Origin of the sequence: Micromonospora sp. MW-13 (assembly GCF_003434305.1) — a bacterium.
Classification (GTDB): domain Bacteria; phylum Actinomycetota; class Actinomycetes; order Mycobacteriales; family Micromonosporaceae; genus Micromonospora.
The window spans coordinates 193,628-213,112 of the sequence record NZ_QKKX01000030.1; the positions used below are offsets into that span (position 1 = coordinate 193,628).

Consider the following 19,485-nt stretch of genomic DNA (forward strand, 5'->3'; position numbering starts at 1 on the left):
GGGGCTTGCCACGCGGGCGGCGACGAGGCCTTGCGATGAACGGCGACTTCTACGACCGCTGGCGTGATCCGGCCGAGCCGTCCTGGGTGTTCGAGCCGACCACCGAGTGGCAGCCGCAGTTCCCGGGGCAGCGTTACCCCGGCGACATCGGCCTGCGGAACCCGCCGCCCCAGCACCGCGGCCGGGCCGCCGTGGTCGGCCGGGCCGGGGTGCAGCCGGTCAGCCCCGCCCCCGACCCCGGGCCGGTGAGCCCCGCGCCGGGCAGGCGCGAGGGGGCGTACCCCCGGGAGGGCCTCGCCCCGGACGGCCAGACCCGACGCGACCGGGACGACCGCCGCGCGGGCCCGGCCGAGCCGCGCCGGCCCGACGCCCGCCCGGCCTGGGCCGGCCCGGTGCGGGACCACGCCGCCCCCGTCGACGATCGCCTTGCCGGTTACGACACCCGGTCGCCGGTGCACGAGCAACGGATCCCGGCGCCCGGCGGCCAGCAGTGGCGGGGCGGGGTCGACCACCGCCCGGGCCCGGCCGACCAGGACGGGTACCCCCGCCGGGGCCACGACGAGCGGGATCCCGGCCGGCACGGCCACGACGAGCGCGAACAGGCGTGGCGCCCGCGTGGCGCCGGGACCACCGAACACGACGAGCGCGGGTACGGCCGGCGGGGCGAGGACCGCCGGCCGGCGGCGGCGGACCACGACGGGTACGGCCGCCGGGGCCACGACGACGGCGGGTGGCGCCGCGACCAGCGCCCGGCGGACCGGGGCCCGGTCGAGGCGTACCCGCCGCGGCCCGATCCGGACCTGCCCGCGCGCCACGAGCCGCGCCGTCCCGAGTGGACGGTGGACCGCGACCCGGCGGCCGGCTGGCACGGCGACCGGTACGACCAGCGACACCCGACCGGCCCCGGCCGGCGGACTCCCCCGGTCGGGCCGACGGCGCCGGTGTCCCCCGCGCACCGGCACGAGCCGGGCTGGCTGCCCGAGCCGGAGGAATTCCCGCACCACCCCTACGACCGGACGACCGGCGACCGGCCCGGTCCCGACCGATCCGGCTGGCCGGAACGTCCCCGGTTCACCCTGGACCGCGACGGCCGACCCGCCGTCGACCACGACGGCCGCCCGAGCCAGGAGCGCGACGGCCGACCCAGCTTCGAGCGCGACGGCTGGCCGGCCCCGGGCCGGGCCGGGCGGCCCAGCCCGGATCGGGAGGCCCGCCCGGCCCGGGACCGCGACGGCCGACCGGCGCCGCCCGGCACCGGCTCCGCGCGCCCCGCCGACCGACCGGTGCCCGGGCACGAGCAGCGGGATGCCGGCCGAGCCGGCGTCGGCCAGCCGGACGTCGGCCGACCCGCTCCCGGCGCACCGCACCGTCCCGTCGAGCGGGACGGGCAACCGTACCGGGAGGCCAGCCGGGAGGCCGCCTCGTGGGCGGAGCCGTACCGCGACCCGACCGTCCGGCCGGCGGCGGCCCGCGACGGCGGGCTGCCCTGGCCGGAGCCCGGTCCCCTGCGGCCCAACCCGGGCCCGGCACCCGGACGCCCCGGCGACGCTCCCCGCCCCGACGCACGCCCGACCGACCCGGTCCACCCGGCACGGCCGGGCGACGGCGCACGGCCCGGCGACGGCGCAGGACGGGTCGACGGCATGCGTCAGGACCCCTGGTTCGCGGACCCCGCCCGGGCCGACCCGCACCGCCCGGCCGGACCGGTCGAAGGCCGGCCCGACGCGCGGCCCGGCACCGACCGGTACGGGCATCCCACGCCGGTCGACCGGGACGCCTCGGCCCACGAGAACCGGCCCGCTGCGCCCACCCACGACGGGCGGCTCGCCCCGCCGCGCCATGACGACCGGGGCACGCTGCCGCGCCGCGACGACCCGCGGCCCGCCGGGCACCCGCCCGTGACCCCGGTCCGGCCCATCCCCGAGGCCAGCCCGCCGGCCGCCCGTCGCCCCGGGCCGGATCCGGTCCACGCGGACCGGCCGGCCGCACGCCCGGGCACCGAACAGCGGCCCGGCGACGCGCCCCGGTTCGGCCCACCGCCGCACCGACCGGCTGCGCCGCACCGGTCACCGGTCGAGCCGGCCGCCGGCGCACCGCACGACGAGCGACGCACCCCGTCCACGACCGACGCGCCCGTCTCGGGCGCTCCGGTGTCGGGCGCTCCGGTGTCGGGCGCGCGGGTGTCGGGCGCTCCTACCTCCGGCGCTCCGGCCCCGGGACGGCCGGTTTCGGGTCCGCCGATCCCGGTCCGGTCGGTGACGGGTCCGCCGGTTTCGGGTCCACCCGTGGCCGGACTGTCTGCTCCGGGTCGGCCGGTCTCGGGTCCTCCGAGCTCCGGCCCGCCACTGGCCGGACCGCCGGCTCCCGGCACGGCCGGCCCCGAACAGCCCGCCCGGGGCGTGCCGGTTGCGGGTGTCCCCGGATCCGGCCCGCCGCTCTCCGGGCCACCCATGCCCGCACCGTCCGTCTCCGGGCCACCCGTCTCCGGGTCACCCGTTCCCGCACCGTCCGACTCCGCGCCGCCCGTACCCACACCACCCGTTTCCGCGCCACCCGTTTCCGCGCCTCCGGTGGAGCCGGTTGCCCCGCCACCCGCCGCCCCGGCGGCCAAGGGCCCGACGTCCGTCGCGCCGGTGTCCGGGCCGCTGGCAGCACCGGTAACCGGGCCACCCAGCCAGCCCGGGCCGCCGGTACGGCCCGTCTTCGGGCCGCCCGAGGGCGCGGCGTCCACTGTGCCGGTCGAGCCGGTCTCCGGGCCGCCAGCGGCCCGGCTGCGACTGGAGTTCCTGCCGGCCCCCGAGCCGGTCGAGCACGCACCCGCACCCGCACTGTGGGACGAACCACTGGTGGGATCCGCCCCGGGGGTCGACGTGCCGGCGGTGGCGGGCCCGACGGACGCGGTGGCTGACGAATCCGTACCGGTGGACGTTGCCGGGTTGGTACCGCGCACCCGGGCGGATCGCCCTCCGGCCCTCGCCGGAGCACCCGCCGACCGCAGCCCGGCCCCCGGTACCGCAGAGCCGGACGCCGGTCCCGCAGAGCCGGACGCCGGTCCCGCAGAGCCGGACGCCGGTGTCGGGACGCCCGACGCGGGCGAGTTGTCGTCGGCTCGCCCAGCCGAGGACGACAGCCCCGCCGAGGACACGGGATCACAGTCGGTTCCGCGTCAGCCGGACCCCGCCGAGGCGTCGCGCGGCCCGCTGCCTCCGGCCCCGGACACCCCGGAGCCGCCGGTCGAGCCGGGTTCGGGCACCGCCGATCCACGCACCGCCGAGCCGGACGCCAGCTCGACGGACCCCGACGAGGCGAACAGCGACCGGCCAGGCCTCGACGCCGACGCCGCGCCGGACGAATTCCCGGAGCCGCCGGACGTTCCGCTGCCCGCTGACAAGAACACCGACCTCCCCGTGGACCTCGACGACGCCGTCGGCACGGACGTCGAAGACCCCGGGGCGGACGTCGAAGACCCCGGCGCGGACGTCGAAGACCCCGGCACGGACGTCGACGGCGCGGACGGACTGGACCCGGACGGACTGGGCTCACACGGACTGGACGCCGACGCTCTCGGCAGCGCCGCCGGGTCGCGTGTCGTACCCGACGAGCCGCGCGTCTGGATGGACGAACCACGCGACGTACCCGACGAGCCTCGTGTCGTACCCGACGAGCCTCGTGTCGTTGCCGACGAGCACGGGAGCCTTGCCGTCCAGGATCTCGGGGAGACGGCGGAGGGTGAGCCGACGTCGCGGTCCCGGCAGGAACCGGGGCGGCCCGGCCAGCAGCCGGCCGACTCCCCCGCAGCGCGGACCGGACCGCCACCGAACCTCCCCGACGCCCCGGTGTCGACCGAGACGCCACGCGCCCCCGCGCCTGCTCCGGACCACTCGGACGCCTGGTTCCGGCCGAGCAGGACCGCACCGCCGGCCGCCGAGCCGGCGCCGGCCCCCGAGCCGCCGGCCCCCGACGCGGCCCGCCCGCCGGCCGAGACGGCCAGTGCGGGAGGCTCGTCCGTTGCCGGGCCGGCGGAGCAGGGACCGGCCTCCACGCCGGAGGACAGGGCTCCGGCAGGACCGGTGTCGGCGCCCCCGACGCCGGAGCAGCCGACGCGCCCCGTCTCCGCGCCACCCGCACACCCCGCCTCCGCGCCACCCGCACACCCCGTGTCCGCGCCACCCGCGCGGCCCGTGTCCGCGCCACCCGCGCGGCCCGCCTCGGGGATACCGGCGCAGTCGGTCTCCGGGCCACCGGCGTATTCCGGGTCGGGTGTGCCGGCGTACCCCGCCTCCGGGCCGCCCGGACGGCCGGTGTCGCCGGCCGGGTCGGAGCCCGTGCCCGGGACGGGCGCGCGGGTCGGGCAGGACCAGCGGGGCGCCGCCCCGGCCGACGGGGCGGCCGACCCGGAGCGGACCCTCGCGGCGTTCCGGTGGCGACTGCACCCCGGGACGCTGCGGGAGGAGACCGACGACCCGGAGCGGTTGCGTGCGGTGCGGGAGGCGCTGACCGCCAAGCTGGCCGTCGCCCTGGACAACCGGTCCCGGGCCCGGCTGCTCAGCCTGCGGGCCGTCGCGTCCCGGATCCTCGGCGACCTGGACGACGCGCTCGACGACGCCCGGCTCGCCCTGACGTACGCCGAGACCACCGGCGAGCTGCGGCGGACCGCGTTGGCGCGGGCGCGGCTGGCCCACGTGTTGCGCTGGCGGGGCGAGTTCGCCGAGGCCGACCGGCTGTTCGCCGAGGCCAACTCGACGGAGCTGCCCGACCGGCTGCGCGCGGCCCTGCACGAGCACGCCGGCCGGTGCAGCTACGACCAGGGCCGGCTGGTCGAGGCGTGCCACCACTTCGAGCGGGCGCTGGACCTACGCCGGGCGGCCGACGCCGAGCTGACCGGCCGGACCCGGGTGGCGCTCGACGCGATCGCCGAGCGGGCCGCCCGGGACGGCTTCGGCCCGCACCCGCGCAGCCGGGACGAGATCCTGCGCCCCGGCCGGCCGCCGGTGCCCACGTACGACGAGGACCTGGACCGGTGGGGGTACGCCGACGCCGACGGCAACCTTGCCGTCGGCACCGACTACGCCGAGGTGCAGCCGTTCCGGGAGGGGCTGGCCTGGGTACGCCGCCCGGAGGGCACCCGGTGGGCGCTGATCGACGAAACCGGACGCACCCTGATCCAGGCGAACAACGGCTACCGCGCGGTCGGCTCGTTCTCCGACGGCCTGGCCTGGGTCTCGATGGACGGCGCCGGCAACTGGATGGCGATCGACCCGGCCAACATCGTGGCGATCCCGCCGGGCTTCGACGACGTACGCCCGTTCCGGGGTGGCGTGGCGGCGGTCCGGGCCGACGGCGGCTGGGGAGCCGTCGACCGGACCGGTGCGGTGGTCGTGCCGACCCGGTACCACGGCCTCACCACGGCGCTCGCCGACGGCCGCTACGTCGACGGTTTCACCGACGAGGGCCTGGCCGTGGTGGAGCTGAACGGCCGACGCGGGGTGGTGGACCGCGCCGGCCGGATGGTCGTGGCGCCGGCGCACCCCGCGCTGGTCGTGCACCCGGTCGCGTTCCTGGTCGGCGACGGTGCCGGCCGCTGGGGCGCGCTCGACCGGCGGGGCGAGCCGTTGCTCGACCCGGTGCACCCGAGCCGGGACCGGGTGGTGGAGCAGATCGACCGGCTCCTGGCCGACACCAGCCCGCTGCTGTGACCCGTGCCGGGCGCCGGCCCGCCGTCAGGTGACCATGATCCGAGCGGGCTAGGGTCGGAGCATGGAATTCCGACACCTAGGCCGCTCGGGCCTGATGGTCAGCGAGATCTCGTACGGCAACTGGATCACCCACGGCTCACAGGTCGCGGAGGACGCGGCGACCTCCTGCGTCCGGGCCGCGCTGGAGACGGGCATCACCACCTTCGACACCGCCGACGTGTACGCCAACACGAAGGCCGAGGAGGTGCTCGGGCGGGCCCTCAAGGGCGAGCGTCGCGAGGGCCTGGAGATCTTCACGAAGGTCTACTGGCCGACCGGGCCGGGCCGCAACGACCGCGGCCTGTCCCGCAAGCACATCATGGAGTCGATCAACGGCTCGCTGCGCCGGTTGCAGACCGACTACGTGGACCTCTACCAGGCCCACCGGTACGACCACAGCACGCCGCTGGAGGAGACGATGGAGGCGTTCGCCGACGTCGTGCACTCCGGCAAGGCGCACTACATCGGCGTCTCCGAGTGGACGGCGTCGGAGATCCGCCAGGCCCACCGGCTCGCCCGCGAGCTGCGCGTCCCGCTGGTCTCCAACCAGCCGCAGTACTCGATCCTGTGGCGGGTCATCGAGACCGAGGTCATCCCGACCAGCGAGGAGCTGGGCCTCGGGCAGATCGTCTGGTCGCCGATGGCCCAGGGCGCGCTCTCCGGCAAGTACCTGCCGGGCCAGCCGCCGCCGGCCGGCTCCCGCGCCACCGACGAGAAGTCCGGAGCGAGCTTCATCGCCAAGTTCCTCACCGACGACGTGCTGACCCGGGTGCAGCAGCTCAAGCCGCTGGCCGAGCAGGCCGGGCTGACCATGCCGCAACTCGCCATCGCCTGGGTGTTGCAGAACCCGAACGTCTCCTCGGCGATCATCGGCGCGTCCCGCCCGGAGCAGGTGCACGACAACGTCAAGGCGGCCGGCGTGCAGCTGGACGCGGGCCTGCTGAAGGCGATCGACGACATCTTCGACCCGATCGTCGAGCGCGACGCGGCGAAGACCCAGTCCCCGCCCCAGCGGCCGTGACCCTCGGGTCCGGCCGGCGTGGGCGCGCCGGCCGGACCCGGATCGGCCGCGCCCAGCCGCCGGGTCAGCCGCGCCAGAAGCGGATCAGCTCCAGGCCGACGGCGTAGAGCCACGGGGGCAGGCCGAGCAGGTTCGCCACGGCGAAGACCGCGTCGAAGAACCAGCCGCCGATGCGCGGGTTCCACAGCAGCGCGAAGAGCAGGATGAACCCGAACGGGGCGAACAGGTCGTACATTCGCCGCCACTGGGGGTTCAGCCACGGCTGGATCATGTTGCCGCCGTCCAGGCCGGGCACCGGCAGCAGGTTGAGCACGCTGGCGGTGAGCTGGAGGAACGCCAGCAGCGCCAGCCCGGCCCAGAACTCCACCGACCCGCCCCCGCCGAACCCGATCCGCAGCACGGCCACCAGCAGCAGGGTGAACAGCACGTTGGTGGCCGGGCCGGCCAGGCTGACCAGGGTGTGCCGCAGCCGCCCCGGGATGGCGTGCCGGTCCACCCACACCGCGCCGCCCGGCAGGCCGATGCCGCCGAGCAGCACCACCAGCACCGGCAGCGCGATCGACAGCAGCGGGTGGGTGTACTTGAACGGGTTGAGCGTCAGGTAGCCCCGGTGCGCGACGCTGCGGTCCCCGGCCCGGTACGCGACCACCGCGTGGGCGTACTCGTGCAGGCAGAGCGAGACCAGCCAGCCCGAGACGACGAAGAGGAACACGTCGAACCGGACGTTGCCGAACCGGTTCCAGGCCATCACGCCGCTGGCCGCGAAGAGCGCGACCAGGGCGAGAAAGACCGGGCTGGGCCGGAACGCCGCCCGGGGCACGCCGAGCACCAGCGGCTCGCCGCCGCCCGGGCGGTCCCCCGTCATCACTCGGCCGGGGGTTGCAGGCTCATCCGGTACTCCACCCGGTCGTCCTCGACGAGCGCGACCGAGGTGACGCCGGACGCCGCGAGCTCCCGCCAGGTCTGGCCGATCCACGACTCGGCGTCCGCCTGGCTCCCGAACGTCTCCGCCGGCCCCTCGGTCGACTCGCCGTTCGCGCCCTCGTACCGCCAGCTCCACGCCATGCCGCGTCTCCCCTCGCCGCTGAAGTCCCTGGGACGAACCCCGCAAGCGTAGTCGGCCGCGGCGCCGGACGGCCCGACGCTCCACCCGGGGACCGCCACCGGCCCCGGCGGCCGGTGGGTGACCGGGGTCGGCGCCGCCGGTACGGTGACGCGGTGCTGACTCAAGGGATGGTGCTCAACGGCCGGTACCGGCTCGACGAGCGGGTCGCGACCGGGGGCATGGGGGCCGTCTGGCGGTGCACCGACACGCTGCTCGACCGCGAGGTGGCGGTCAAGGTGCTGCTGCCGTCGCTGGTCGACGATCCGGAGTTCATCACCCGGTTCCAGGCCGAGGCCCGGATGATGGCCGCGCTGCGGCACCCCGGCATCGTCGCCGTGCACGACGTCGGGCAGGCCGCCCTCGACGACGGCAGCCGGGTGAGCTACCTGGTCATGGAGTACGTCGACGGCGAGCCGCTGGTGGTCTGGCTGCGCCGCGCCGGGCGGCTGGACCCGGCGTCGACCATGTCGGTGGTGGCGCAGGCGGCGGAGGCGCTGCACGCCGCGCACACCGGCGGGATCGTGCACCGCGACGTCAAGCCGGGGAACCTGCTGGTCGAGCGGGACGGCTCGGTGGTCCTGGTCGACTTCGGCATCGCCCGGTCCCGGAGCACGGCCGGCATCACCGCCGCGCACATGGTGCTCGGCACCGCCTCGTACATGTCCCCGGAGCAGGCCACCGGGCAGCCGGTGTCGGCGTCCTCCGACGTCTACGCCCTCGGCGCGGTCGCCTACTTCTGCCTGGCCGGCCGGCCGCCGTTCGACGGGGAGAACCCGTTGCAGGTGGCGCTGCGGCACGCCCAGGACGAGCCGGCGCCGCTGCCACCGGGTATCCCGCCGCCGGTGGTCGAGCTGGTCGCGCGGGCGATGGCGAAACGCCCGGCCGACCGGTACGCCAGCGCGGCGGAGCTGGCCGACGCGGCGTGGCAGGCCCGCGACGCGACCCTTGCCCGTTTCCCGGTCTCGGCCCGCCCGCCCTGGGCGGTCCCCGCCCCGGCCCACCCTGTCCCCGGCCCGGCCGAGGCTGTCCCCGGCCCGGCCGGGACGACGGGAGAACCCGGCGCGGCCCATCCGACGGGAGTGGCCGGCGCGGTCCCGTCGGGTGAGGAACCCGGCCCGGCCCGGCCGGCGCGGGGACCCGGCGCGGCCGGTCCGGTGGCGGCGCCCGGCCCGGAGCATCCGGCGCCGTGGTCCGTCGGGCCGGCCCGGCAGCCCACCGACCCCGCCGCCCGACCCGGCCCGCCGATCCAACCGCCGCCCCCGCCGCACCAACCGCCGACCCCACTGCCCGGCGGGTCGGCCCCGTGGCCGGTCGGGCCGGCGGCCCGGCCCGCGAGCCCGCCGGCCCGCCCCGCGGACGGGGCTCTGCGGCCGGGCGGCCCGGGGCCGTACCCGGCGGGTCCCGCCCCGGCGACCGGCGGGCCCGGCTGGGCGGATGCCGGCTCGGCAGCCACCCGGGAGGACTCGGCGGGCCGGCCGGGCCGCAGCCGGCGCCTCGCCCTGGCCGGGGTCGCCGGCGCGGTGGTCGCGGTGCTGGTCGCCGTGGTCGCCGTGACGAAGCTGTGGCCGGCCGGGGAGCCGGCGTCGCCGGAACGGCGGACGGCGCTGACCGTCGGCTCGGCGTCCGCCACGCCCGCGCCGGACGGCACCGGTCCGGCGCACCCGGCCCGGCCCGGCGCGACCGGGGCCGCCGACCCGACCGCGCCGGCCGGGTCCGCCCGCCCCACCGCCTCCGCCCGGCCGACACGCTCGGCCGCCGACGGGGCCACGCCCCACCCCTCCGGCGCCGGGAGTGCCACCACCGCGCCGACCACGGCCGCCCCGCCGAAGCCGAAGCCGAACCCGTACACGGCGGCGCAGGCCTGCGGCAGCGGGTACCAGGTGATCGACACGGCCACCCTCACCGGCTCCGACGGGGTCCGGCGGGGTCGGGTGTTCCTGCTCTACCAGACCTCGACCGGCCGGAACTGCGTGGTCACGCTCAAGGACACCGCCGTCGGCGTCAAGTCGGCCGTGTCGGCGTACCTGGAGGTGAAGGGGAAGGCCCGCAGCACCGACAGCGGCTCCTTCGCGTACTACGCCGGGCCCGTGCGGGCCGACGCCGACCGGACCTGCGTGCGGTGGGGCGGCGCGGTCGGCGGGGTCGGCTACGGCAGCCCGTTCGAGCACTGCGGCTGAGCCGGGCCGGCGGCGGCGACACCAGGGGACCGGTCGACGCAGGTGGGCCGGGACGGCGGCGACGCCCGGCCACCGGTCACCGGTACGGGCCGGCGGGCGGGGCGGCGTCCGGCGGCCTTAAGGTACGGGCATGTCCGTTGACGGGTGGAACACGGTCCTGGTGCTCGGCGGTATCCGCTCCGGCAAGTCCGAGTTCGCGGAGTCGCTGGTGGCCGACTCGCCCACGGTGCGCTACGTGGCGACCTCGGCGACCGGCGACCCGGAGGACGCCGAGTGGGCGGCCCGGCTGGAGGCGCACCGGAGCCGCCGCCCCGGGAGCTGGACCACCGAGGAGACCGCCGACGACCCGCGCCGGCTGGCCGACGTCGTCTCCTCGGCCGGGCCGAACGACACGCTGCTCGTCGACGACCTCGGCGGCTGGGTGACGGTGCTGCTCGACCCGGCCCACCAGCCGGCGGACGACACGGCGACCATCGCCGAGCTGGCCGCGGCGGTCCGTGACTGCCCGGCACGGGTGGTGCTGGTCAGTCCCGAGGTGGGGCTGTCGCTGGTGCCGACCACCCCGCTGGGCCGGGCGTTCACCGACGCCCTCGGGGCGGCCAACCGGGCGGTCGCCGACGCGTGCGACGCGGTGGTCCTGGTGGTCGCCGGCCAGGCGTGCTGGTTGAAGCCCGCCGCCGTCCCGCGCACCGCCACCGTCCCGACGCAGGCCGGGCAGGGCCAGGGCACGCCGGCCGGGCAGGTCACCGGCCGGGCCGCGCCGGTGCCGGCGACCGGCGACGCGTCCACGCGGTCGGAGCCGGCCACCGCCCGGCCCGACGGCGGCGAGCGGGAGGCCGCGCTGCCGGACGTGCTCACCCCGGCCGCCCCGCCGGAGCCGGCCGGCGCGCCGTGGTCGGCACCGACCATGGCGCTGCCGATGGTCACCACGGGCCTGGTCATCCAGGCCGGCATGGAGCTGCCCATGCCCGACGAGTACGCCGGGCCGCAGGCGGTGCAACGGCTCGCCACCCTGGACGTGCCCGGTTCCGGGCTGGGCGTGCTGGAACGGGTCGTCGGCTTCGCCGCCGCCACCCAGGGCACCGCCACCCCGACGCCCTGGGACAACGTGCGGGTGCTGCTGCTGCACGGCGACCACGCCGGGAACGCCGCCGCCGGGTCCGTGCCCGGCGAGTCGGCCCGGCTGGCCGCGCAGGCCCGCGCCGGCCGGGGCGTGCTGGCCCGGCTGGCCGCCGACAGCGGCGCCGGCCTCCAGGTGGTGGACGCGCCGAGCGCCGGGCCGATGGAGGACGCGCCCGCGCTGGACCACGAGGCGGTGGAGAAGGCCCTGCGGTACGGCTGGCGGCTGGCCGAGGGGGCCGCCGACGCGGGCGTACGGCTGCTCGTGCTGGCGGCGTGCGGCGCGGGTGCCGACGCCGCCGCGGCGGCGGTGCTCGCGGCGACCGCCGGCGCGGAGCCGCCGGCCGTGCTCGGCCGGGTGGTGACGGCGAGCGGCGAGATCGACGACGCGGCCTGGATGCGGCGCTGCGCGGCGGTCCGGGACGCGATGCACCGGACCCGGCGGTCCCCCCGGGACGCCAAGGACATCCTGGCCGAGCTGGGCGGCGGCGACATCGCGGTGGCGACCGGCGTGCTGCTCGGCGCGACCGCCCGCCGGATCCCGGTGCTGCTGGACGGCCCGGTCGGCCTGGCCGCCGGCATGGTCAGCCGGGACCTGGCCGGGCAGGCCCGGCACTGGTGCCTGCTCGCCGACTGCGGCGGCCACCCGGCGGTCCGGCTCGCCGCCGACGTGCTGGGCCTGACCCCGCTGCTGGACCTGCGCCTCGACCTGGGCGAGGGCGCCAACGCGCTGACCGCCCTGCCGCTGTTGCGCTCGGTGCTGTCGCTGGCCGCCGCGCTGCCCACCCGCCCGGGGCCCGGCGGCGACGGCGGGCAGGACGGCGACGAGGCGGGCGACGGCGGGGCGGGCGACGGCGGGGCGGACCGCGGTGCTGATGCGGACCCGGACGCCGGCGAGCCCGACTTCCGCGAGCCGGAGCCGGCCGGCCCCGGGCCGGCCACCACCGGGCCGGACGAGCCGGCCCAGCCGGACCCGGCCGGCTGGCGTGCCGGCTGAACCCGACGAACGGTCCGGGACCGACCGGCGGGCCGGGCGAGGTCTCGCCGACGGCGTCCGGCTCGCGCTCACCACGTTCAGCGTCCTGCCGGTGCGCGCCGGTCGGGTGGACCGGGCCACGGCGGGTATCGCGATGGCGCTGGCCCCGGCGGTCGGCGCGCTGCTCGGAGCGGTGCTGGCCGGGACCCTGCTGCTCCTCGCCGCCGCCGCCGCGCCGCTGGTCGCGGCGGGGGTGACGGTCGCGGCGGGCGCCCTGCTCACCCGGGGGCTGCACCTGGACGGGCTGGCCGACACCGTGGACGCGCTCGGGTCGTACCGGCGGGGGTCGGCGGCGTTGGAGATCATGAAGAAGCCGGACGTCGGCCCGTTCGGGGTGGCCGCGCTGGTGGTCGTACTGCTGGTGCAGGCGGCGGCGCTCGCGGAGCTGGCGGGCCGGTCGTGGCCGGCGGCGCTCGCGGCGGTGGTGACGGCGACGGCGGCCGGTCGGCTCGGGGTCACCCTGGCCTGCCGCCGCGGCGTGCCGGCGGCCCGGCCGGACGGGCTGGGCGCGCTGGTCGCCGGCACCGTCGGCCCGGTCGCGGCGGCGCTCGGCACGGCCGCCGTCGTGGCCGTCTCGATCGCCGCCGTGCCAGGCCGCCCGTGGCAGGGGCCGCTCGTCGTGCTCGCCGCCGGCGCCGTCGCGGTCCCGCTGCTGCGCCACGTGGTACGCCGCCTCGGCGGGATCACCGGCGACGTGCTCGGCGCCGCCGTGGAACTGGTCACCACGCTGGTCTACCTGGGTCTGGTGCTGACCCGCTGATCCGGGCACGCCGGCCGGGTAGCGTTTCGGGCGACAGGCCGGCGCGGGGAGACGGGGGACCCACATGCTCATCACCGACGACTTCCTGCCCGTCCCGGTCCCCGAGTCGCTCAGCGCCACCTACCTGGTGCCGATGACGGGGCTGCCGAGGGTCAGCGCGAAGACCGCCGTGCGGGCGCTGGCCGGCCGGCTCGCCGAGCCGGTGCACGGGCTGGCCACCCAGATGCTGGACAGCCCGCTGATGAGCGTGGACACCCGGTCGATCGCCGAGTTCCCCGCGCTGCCGCCGGACCTGCTCACCGCGTTCGGGGCGACCGGGGCGCAGCTCGACCGGCTCGCCGCGGCCACCCACCTGGTGGTCGTGCAGGCGGAGTACCGGCCGGGCTGGCCGCCCGCGCACGAGTGGGCGGCCCGGGCGGTCGCCGCCGCGGTCGCCGAGACCGTCGACGGCGACGTGGTGGACGTCTTCGGCCTCCAGTTCCTCGGCCCGGCGGCGGCGCTGCGTTCGCTGCCCGACGAGCAGGGCCGGATCCGGCTCGTCGACTGGGTGCTGGTGCCGTACTCCTCGGACGCCGACGGGCTGTGGTTCACCACCAAGGGGTTGCGCCGGTTCGGGCTGATGGAGTTGCAGACCCAGGGGGTGCCCGACCACCTCACCCGGGCCTGGGGCGCGGTGCTGACCGGAGCGGCCCGCCGGCTGCTGCGGGACTGGACCGACGCGCTGGCCGGCGAGGAGGTGCCGGCGTTCGTGCAGCTTCCGGTGCTCGCCACGATCACCGGGCACGACATCGCGGTGGCGTACGGCAATCCGGAGCAGCACGGGGCTACCGCGCCGGTGCTACTGCGGCTGGAGCTGGACCCGGCCACGGACCCGGAGGCCGACTCGTTCCTGAGCCTGCGCCCGCCGCCGGGGCACCCGGGGCCGGCCGGAAAGTACTTCGCGGCGGCCTGCGCCACCCTGTTCAACGGCATCCAGCCGGACAAGCGCTACGCCCGCCGGGGCGACGCGATGAGCACGGCGATCGCCACCGCCCGGGCCGGCCTGGACGACGTCCGGGCCCGGTTCCTGGCCGGCCGGCTGCCCGGCGAGTCACAGCTCGTGGTCAAGTACGGCCTGCCGGGCGACGAGGGCCCGGAGTACGTCTGGGCCGGGGTGACCTCGTGGGAGTCCCCGGAGCGGATCGTCGGGGCCAGCGCCACCGACGCCGACACCGACCCCACGGTCCGCATCGGCTCCCCCGTGGCGATCGAGGCGGCGGACGTCGTCGACTGGGCGGTGCTCGACGGCACCGGCGTCGTCGAGGGCGGCTGGACCCAAGCAGTCCTCGACGCCGGCGACCCCCCCGCCTAACCCACCCACCCCATCCCACCCCCTTCCTCGCCCAACGGGGCTGGACCGGGCCCGAGGCCGGGTGGGGGTGGGGTGAGGGGTGGGGTGGGTCAGCGGACCGAGGGGGTGACGAACGGGGGGCGGGTGAGGCGCATGGGGGCCCGGCGGCCCCGGATGTCCACCTCGACCGTGTCGCCGTCGGCGAGGGCGGCGGACGTGTCGAGCAGGGCCAGGGCGATGCCCTGCTTGCGGGTCGGCGAGAAGGTGCCGCTGGTCACCGTGCCGACCCGCGTGTCGCCGGCGTACACCGGCATGCCGGGGCGCGGGATGGCCCGGTCGACCGCCACCAGGCCGCGCAGCGTGCGCGCCGGGCCGGCGGCCTTCTCGGCGCGCAGCGCGTCGCGCCCCCAGAACGCCGGCTTGTCCCAGCCGACCGCCCAGCCCGAGCGCGCCTGCACCGGGGTGATCTCCGGCGACAGGTCCTGCCCGTGCAGCGGGTACCCCATCTCGGTGCGCAGGGTATCCCGGGCCGCCAACCCGCAGGCCCGAAGCTCGTACGCCTGGCCGGCGGCGAAGATCGCGTCCCAGACCGGGACGGCGTGCTCGGCCGGCACCACCAGCTCGTAGCCCAGCTCGCCCGTGTAGCCGGTGCGGCAGACCACCAGGTCGGCGCCGGCCAGGGTGGCCGGGCGGAAGCTCATGTAGCCGTGGTCGGTGGGCAGGCCCAGCGCGCCGAGCAGCTCCGTCGAGCGCGGCCCCTGCACGGCCAGCACCGCGTACGCCTCGTGCTCGTCGGTGACGACCAGCGACTCCGGGGCGGCGGCACGCAGCCGGCGTACCACCTCGGCGGTGTTCGCGGCGTTCGGGACCAGGAAGACGTGGTCCTCGGCGTGCAGGTAGGCGATGATGTCGTCGACCACGCCGCCCGTCGCGTCGTCGCAGCAGAGCGTGTACTGCGCCTGGCCGGGGCCGATCCGGCCGAGGTCGTTGCTGAGGCAGGCGTTGACGAAGTCCGCCGCCCCGGGCCCGACCACCCGGGCCTTGCCCAGGTGCGACACGTCGAACACCCCGACCCCGGCGCGGACCGCCGTGTGCTCCTTGAGCACCCCGCCGCCGGCGTACTCCAGCGGCATCTCCCAGCCCCCGAACGGGGCGAACTTGGCGCCGAGGGCGGTGTGCCGCCCGTGCAACGGGGAACGGCGCAGCCGGGTCGCGGCGGCGTCGGAGGTCACGTCGGTCATGGGTGGCAACTTACCGGTGTCTGAACGGCTGGTTAGCATCGGCGGGACCCCGCCGGAGCAGTTCGGTGGGACAGCCAATCGTCCGGCGGGTAGGTTGCCGCCGGAGACCTTCATCGCCGGTACGCGACGACGCGGCCGGCCCGGCCCGCCCGGAGTAGCTTCAGTGACATCGTCCAGCACCACCATCAGCCTGGTCGACACCGACCCCGCCGAACTCGCCGTCGACGCGATCGTGATCGGCCTGCACAGTCAGACCGCAGAGCAGGACGCCGCCAGCGGTCCGGCCGGCGCGCTGCTGCTCGCCAGCGGCGCCGAGAGCATCGCCGCCGCCTTCGACGGCAAGCTGACCGAGACGCTGGCGTTGCTCGGCGCGACCGGCGCCCCGGGCGAGGTGATCAAGCTGGCCACCCTGGGCACCGTCACCGCCCCGGTCGTCGCCGCGGTCGGGCTCGGCGCGGAGCCGACCGGCGCCGCCCCGGCGCCGGAGACGCTGCGCCGGGCCGCCGGCTCGGTGGTCCGGGCCCTGGCCGGGGCGCGCCGGGTGGCGCTGACCCTGCCGCTGCCCGACGACGCCGACGCCCCCGCCGCGCTGCGCGCGGTCGCCGAGGGCGCGCTGCTCGGCTCGTACCGCTTCGCCGGGTACAAGACCCGGCCGCAGCCGGCCCGGCGGGAGCCGGTGGCCGAGGTGCTGATCGCCGTCCCGGAGGCCGGCGACGCGACCGCCCGGGCGGAGGTCGAGCGGGCGCAGGCGGTGGCCGGCGCGGTCCGGCTCACCCGGGACTGGGTGAACACCGCACCGAACATGTTGCGTCCGCCGGCGTTCGCCGACGCGGTGGCCGAGGCCGCGCGGGCGGCCGGGCTGGGCGTCGAGGTGCTCGACGAGGCGGCCCTGGCGGCCGGCGGCTACGGCGGCATCATCGCCGTCGGCCAGGGCTCCGAGGCCCCGCCGCGCCTGGTCAAGCTGACCTACACGCCCGAGGGCGGCGGCACCGGCAAGCGGGTGGCGCTGGTCGGCAAGGGCATCACCTTCGACACCGGCGGCATCTCGATCAAGCCGGCGCAGGGCATGTGGGAGATGAAGTCCGACATGGGCGGCGCGGCGGCGGTCGGCGCGGCCATGCTGGCGATCGCCGCGCTCAAGCCGCCGGTCGCGGTGACGGGGTACCTGCCGATGGCCGAGAACATGCCGTCGGGCACGAGCTACCGGCCGGGCGACGTGATCACCATGTACAACGGCAAGAAGGTGGAGGTGCTCAACACTGACGCCGAGGGCCGGATGGTCCTGGCCGACGCCCTCGCCCGGGCCTGCGAGGACGGCGCCGACTACCTGTTCGAGACCTCCACCCTGACCGGCGGCCAGGTGATCGCGCTGGGCAAGCGGATCGCCGGCGTGATGGGCACCCCGGAGCTGTGCGAGCGGGTCCGGGTGGCCGGCGACGCCGTCGGCGAGCCGGCCTGGCCGATGCCGCTGCCGGACGACGTGCGCAAGGGCATGGACTCCGACGTCGCCGACATCTCGCAGGTCAACGCCGGCATGGACCGGGCCGGGCACATGTTGCAGGGCGGGGTGTTCCTGCGCGAGTTCGTCACCGACGAGGTGGCCTGGGCGCACATCGACATCGCCGGCCCCAGCTACCACTCGGGCGAGCCGACCGGCTACTGGACCAAGGGCGGCACCGGCGTCCCGGTCCGTACCCTGGTCCACCTGGTCGAGGACGTCGCCACCAACGGCTGACCCCCCGCGCACACGTAGAGACGCGCACTTTCACGGAAAGAGTGGCCATTCCGCGCGGGATGGCCGCTCTTTCCGTGAAAGAGGGGCCCGCAGGGGCTGCGGGGGTCAGGGGTGGTGGGGGCGGCGCTTGCGGCGCTCGTTGTAGTCGCGCATGCGCTGCGGGTAGCCCATCAGGCGCACGTCGTAGACCGGGATGGCCAGCTTGTGGGCGAAGCGGCGGGCCCCCTCGGGGCCGTCGATGCGCCGGCGGGTCCACTCCCCGTCGTCGGCGATCAGGATCACCGTGGTCTCGGTGACGGTGGTCCGCGGTTCGATGTACGCCTCGACGCCCCGCCGGGTCCGGACGAAGTTCTCGAGATGATCGAGATCACCCCGGTCCGCGGGACGGTCCCGGCCCGCCGGGCGCGCCTGCTTGCGTCGTCGGAACAGCGCCACCGACCGTCTCCCCCAGATCCGTCATCGAAACCGGTGCCAAGCGTACGTGTCGGGGACGTGTCGTTGGGCACCTCAGTACGCGTCCGATGCGTGGTGGTGACAAGATGACCGAGGTGGGGTCTGTCCGTGCCACCCTGCCGTGACCCCCGATGCAGTGACGCGAACTGGGAGTTGGACGTGAGCGAGCCGAACGACGCAACCTTCGACATCGTCATCCTCGGAGGTGGCAGCGGCGGCTACGCGACCGCACTGCGCGCCGTCCAGCTGGGTCTGACCGTCGCGCTGGTCGAGAAGGGCAAGCTCGGCGGGACCTGCCTGCACAACGGCTGCATCCCGACGAAGGCCCTGCTGCACGCCGCCGAGATCGCCGACCAGACCCGCGAGTCGGAGCAGTTCGGCGTGAAGGCCGAGCTGGTCGGCATCGACATCGCGGCGGTCAACTCGTACAAGGACGGCGTGGTCTCCCGGCTCTACAAGGGCCTGCAGGGCATGCTGAAGGGCAACAAGTCGATCACCATCGTCGAGGGCCACGGCAAGCTGGTCGCCCCGAACGCCGTCGAGGTCGACGGCAGGCGGTACACCGGCCGCAACGTCGTGCTGGCCTCCGGCTCGTACGCGAAGAGCCTGCCCGGCCTGGACGTCGACGGTGAGAAGATCATCACCAGCGACCACGCGCTGACCCTGGACCGGATCCCCTCCTCCGCGATCGTGCTCGGCGGCGGCGTGATCGGCGTCGAGTTCGCCAGCGTGTGGAAGTCCTTCGGCGTGGACGTGACGATCGTCGAGGCGCTGCCCCGGCTGGTCGCCGCCGAGGACGAGGAGTCGTCGAAGGCGCTGGAGCGGGCCTTCCGCAAGCGGAAGATCAACTTCAAGGTCGGCAAGCCGTTCGAGAAGGTCGAGAAGACCGCCAGCGGCGTCAAGGTCACCATCGCCGGCGGCGAGACCGTCGAGGCCGAGCTGCTGCTGGTCGCCGTGGGTCGCGGCCCGAACACCGCCGGCCTCGGGTACGAGGAGCAGGGCGTGAGGACCGACCGCGGCTACGTGCTGACCGACGAGCGGCTGCGCACCGGCGTGCCGAACGTGTACGCCGTCGGCGACATCGTGCCCGGGCTCCAGCTCGCCCACCGCGGCTTCCAGCAGGGCATCTTCGTCGCCGAGGAGATCGCCGGCCAGAACCCGGCCGTGATCGACGAGGCCGGCATCCCGCGCGTCACCTACTGCGACCCGGAGCTGGCGTCGGTCGGCCTCACCGAGGCCAAGGCCAAGGAGCAGTACGGCGCCGACAAGGTCAAGACGTACAACTACAACCTGGGCGGCAACGGCAAGAGCCAGATCCTCAAGACCGCCGGCTTCGTGAAGCTGGTGCGGGTCGAGGACGGCCCGGTGGTCGGCGTGCACATGGTCGGCGCCCGGGTCGGCGAGCTGGTCGGCGAGGCGCAGCTCATCTACAACTGGGAGGCGTACCCGGCCGAGGTGGCGCAGCTCGTGCACGCCCACCCGACCCAGAACGAGGCCCTGGGCGAGGCGCACCTCGCCCTCGCCGGCAAGCCGCTGCACGCGCACGCCTGATCGAGAACTGATTCCGCGGCGTCCGGCGGCAGACGGGCGAGATCGCACCAGGGGAATGAAGGAGTCTTAGAACATGCCGGTATCGGTCACCATGCCTCGGCTCGGCGAGAGCGTCACCGAGGGCACCGTCACCCGCTGGCTCAAGCAGGAGGGCGACACCGTCGAGGTCGACGAGCCGCTGCTCGAGGTCTCGACCGACAAGGTCGACACCGAGATCCCGTC

The 19,485-nt window shown here is 76.6% G+C and carries 13 protein-coding genes; 9 read left to right on the top strand and 4 right to left on the bottom strand.

Going from position 1 to position 19,485, the window contains the following annotated elements; translation table 11 throughout:
• Positions 1-35 precede the first annotated feature (35 nt).
• Positions 36-5,696: a WG repeat-containing protein gene (locus tag C5N14_RS33190; RefSeq protein WP_243639665.1), complete on the top strand. Its 5,661-nt coding sequence runs from the start codon at positions 36-38 to the stop codon at positions 5,694-5,696.
• A 61-nt stretch (positions 5,697-5,757) separates the two neighbouring features.
• Positions 5,758-6,756, top strand: coding sequence for an aldo/keto reductase family protein (locus C5N14_RS16520; protein WP_117668966.1), 999 nt, complete (start codon positions 5,758-5,760; stop codon positions 6,754-6,756).
• A 64-nt stretch (positions 6,757-6,820) separates the two neighbouring features.
• On the opposite strand, the gene C5N14_RS16525 is transcribed toward C5N14_RS16520, so the two are convergent.
• On the bottom strand, positions 6,821-7,621 hold the full coding sequence (locus tag C5N14_RS16525) for a site-2 protease family protein (protein ID WP_117668967.1): 801 nt from the start codon (positions 7,619-7,621) through the stop codon (positions 6,821-6,823).
• The gene (locus C5N14_RS16530) at positions 7,621-7,821 is read right to left on the bottom strand and encodes a hypothetical protein (protein ID WP_117669006.1); all 201 of its coding nucleotides are present in this window, start codon (positions 7,819-7,821) and stop codon (positions 7,621-7,623) included. Before C5N14_RS16530 ends, C5N14_RS16525 begins: the two co-directional genes overlap by 1 nt.
• Positions 7,822-7,974: 153 nt before the next feature.
• Between C5N14_RS16530 and C5N14_RS34205 the strand changes: the two genes are divergently transcribed.
• The 4 genes from C5N14_RS34205 (at position 7,975) to C5N14_RS16550 (ending at position 14,304) form a co-directional block, all read left to right on the top strand.
• Positions 7,975-10,038 (top strand): protein kinase, encoded by a 2,064-nt coding sequence (locus C5N14_RS34205; protein WP_371685854.1) that lies wholly within the window; start codon positions 7,975-7,977, stop codon positions 10,036-10,038.
• Between the two features lie 130 nt (positions 10,039-10,168).
• Positions 10,169-12,154: a bifunctional adenosylcobinamide kinase/adenosylcobinamide-phosphate guanylyltransferase gene (locus C5N14_RS16540; protein ID WP_117668968.1), complete on the top strand. Its 1,986-nt coding sequence runs from the start codon at positions 10,169-10,171 to the stop codon at positions 12,152-12,154.
• Positions 12,144-12,953, top strand: a complete 810-nt coding sequence (locus C5N14_RS16545) for an adenosylcobinamide-GDP ribazoletransferase (RefSeq protein WP_207892764.1) — start codon at positions 12,144-12,146, stop codon at positions 12,951-12,953. Before C5N14_RS16540 ends, C5N14_RS16545 begins: the two co-directional genes overlap by 11 nt.
• A gap of 64 nt (positions 12,954-13,017) precedes the next feature.
• On the top strand, positions 13,018-14,304 hold the full coding sequence (locus tag C5N14_RS16550) for a DUF2314 domain-containing protein (protein ID WP_117668970.1): 1,287 nt from the start codon (positions 13,018-13,020) through the stop codon (positions 14,302-14,304).
• A gap of 89 nt (positions 14,305-14,393) precedes the next feature.
• On the opposite strand, the gene gcvT is transcribed toward C5N14_RS16550, so the two are convergent.
• Positions 14,394-15,524: a glycine cleavage system aminomethyltransferase GcvT gene (gene gcvT / locus C5N14_RS16555; RefSeq protein WP_117668971.1), complete on the bottom strand. Its 1,131-nt coding sequence runs from the start codon at positions 15,522-15,524 to the stop codon at positions 14,394-14,396.
• 163 nt (positions 15,525-15,687) lie between these two features.
• Between gcvT and C5N14_RS16560 the strand changes: the two genes are divergently transcribed.
• Positions 15,688-17,259 carry a leucyl aminopeptidase gene (locus C5N14_RS16560; protein WP_117668972.1) on the top strand — a complete coding sequence of 524 codons (1,572 nt, stop codon included), beginning with the start codon at positions 15,688-15,690 and terminating at the stop codon, positions 17,257-17,259.
• A 105-nt stretch (positions 17,260-17,364) separates the two neighbouring features.
• Here the strand turns inward: C5N14_RS16560 and C5N14_RS16565 are convergent, their stop codons facing one another.
• Complete coding sequence (locus C5N14_RS16565) at positions 17,365-17,694, bottom strand: hypothetical protein (RefSeq protein ID WP_117668973.1); 330 nt, start codon at positions 17,692-17,694, stop codon at positions 17,365-17,367.
• 177 nt (positions 17,695-17,871) lie between these two features.
• Here C5N14_RS16565 and lpdA point away from each other — a divergent pair, with 177 nt between their 5' ends.
• The gene (gene lpdA / locus C5N14_RS16570; RefSeq protein ID WP_117668974.1) at positions 17,872-19,263 is read left to right on the top strand and encodes a dihydrolipoyl dehydrogenase; all 1,392 of its coding nucleotides are present in this window, start codon (positions 17,872-17,874) and stop codon (positions 19,261-19,263) included.
• Positions 19,264-19,336: 73 nt separating this feature from the next.
• Positions 19,337-19,485 (top strand): biotin/lipoyl-containing protein (locus tag C5N14_RS16575; RefSeq protein ID WP_305792066.1); only part of this gene is annotated, 149 nt, incomplete at its 3' end.

Coding starts and splice junctions, on each gene's coding strand:
- C5N14_RS16530 (WP_117669006.1), bottom strand. CDS start 7,821: ATGGCGTGGAGCTGGCGGTACGAGGGCGCGAACGGCGAGTCGACCGAG.
- C5N14_RS16525 (WP_117668967.1), bottom strand. CDS start 7,621: ATGACGGGGGACCGCCCGGGCGGCGGCGAGCCGCTGGTGCTCGGCGTG.
- C5N14_RS16540 (WP_117668968.1), top strand. CDS start 10,169: ATGTCCGTTGACGGGTGGAACACGGTCCTGGTGCTCGGCGGTATCCGC.
- C5N14_RS16550 (WP_117668970.1), top strand. CDS start 13,018: ATGCTCATCACCGACGACTTCCTGCCCGTCCCGGTCCCCGAGTCGCTC.
- gcvT (WP_117668971.1), bottom strand. CDS start 15,524: ATGACCGACGTGACCTCCGACGCCGCCGCGACCCGGCTGCGCCGTTCC.
- C5N14_RS33190 (WP_243639665.1), top strand. CDS start 36: ATGAACGGCGACTTCTACGACCGCTGGCGTGATCCGGCCGAGCCGTCC.
- C5N14_RS16520 (WP_117668966.1), top strand. CDS start 5,758: ATGGAATTCCGACACCTAGGCCGCTCGGGCCTGATGGTCAGCGAGATC.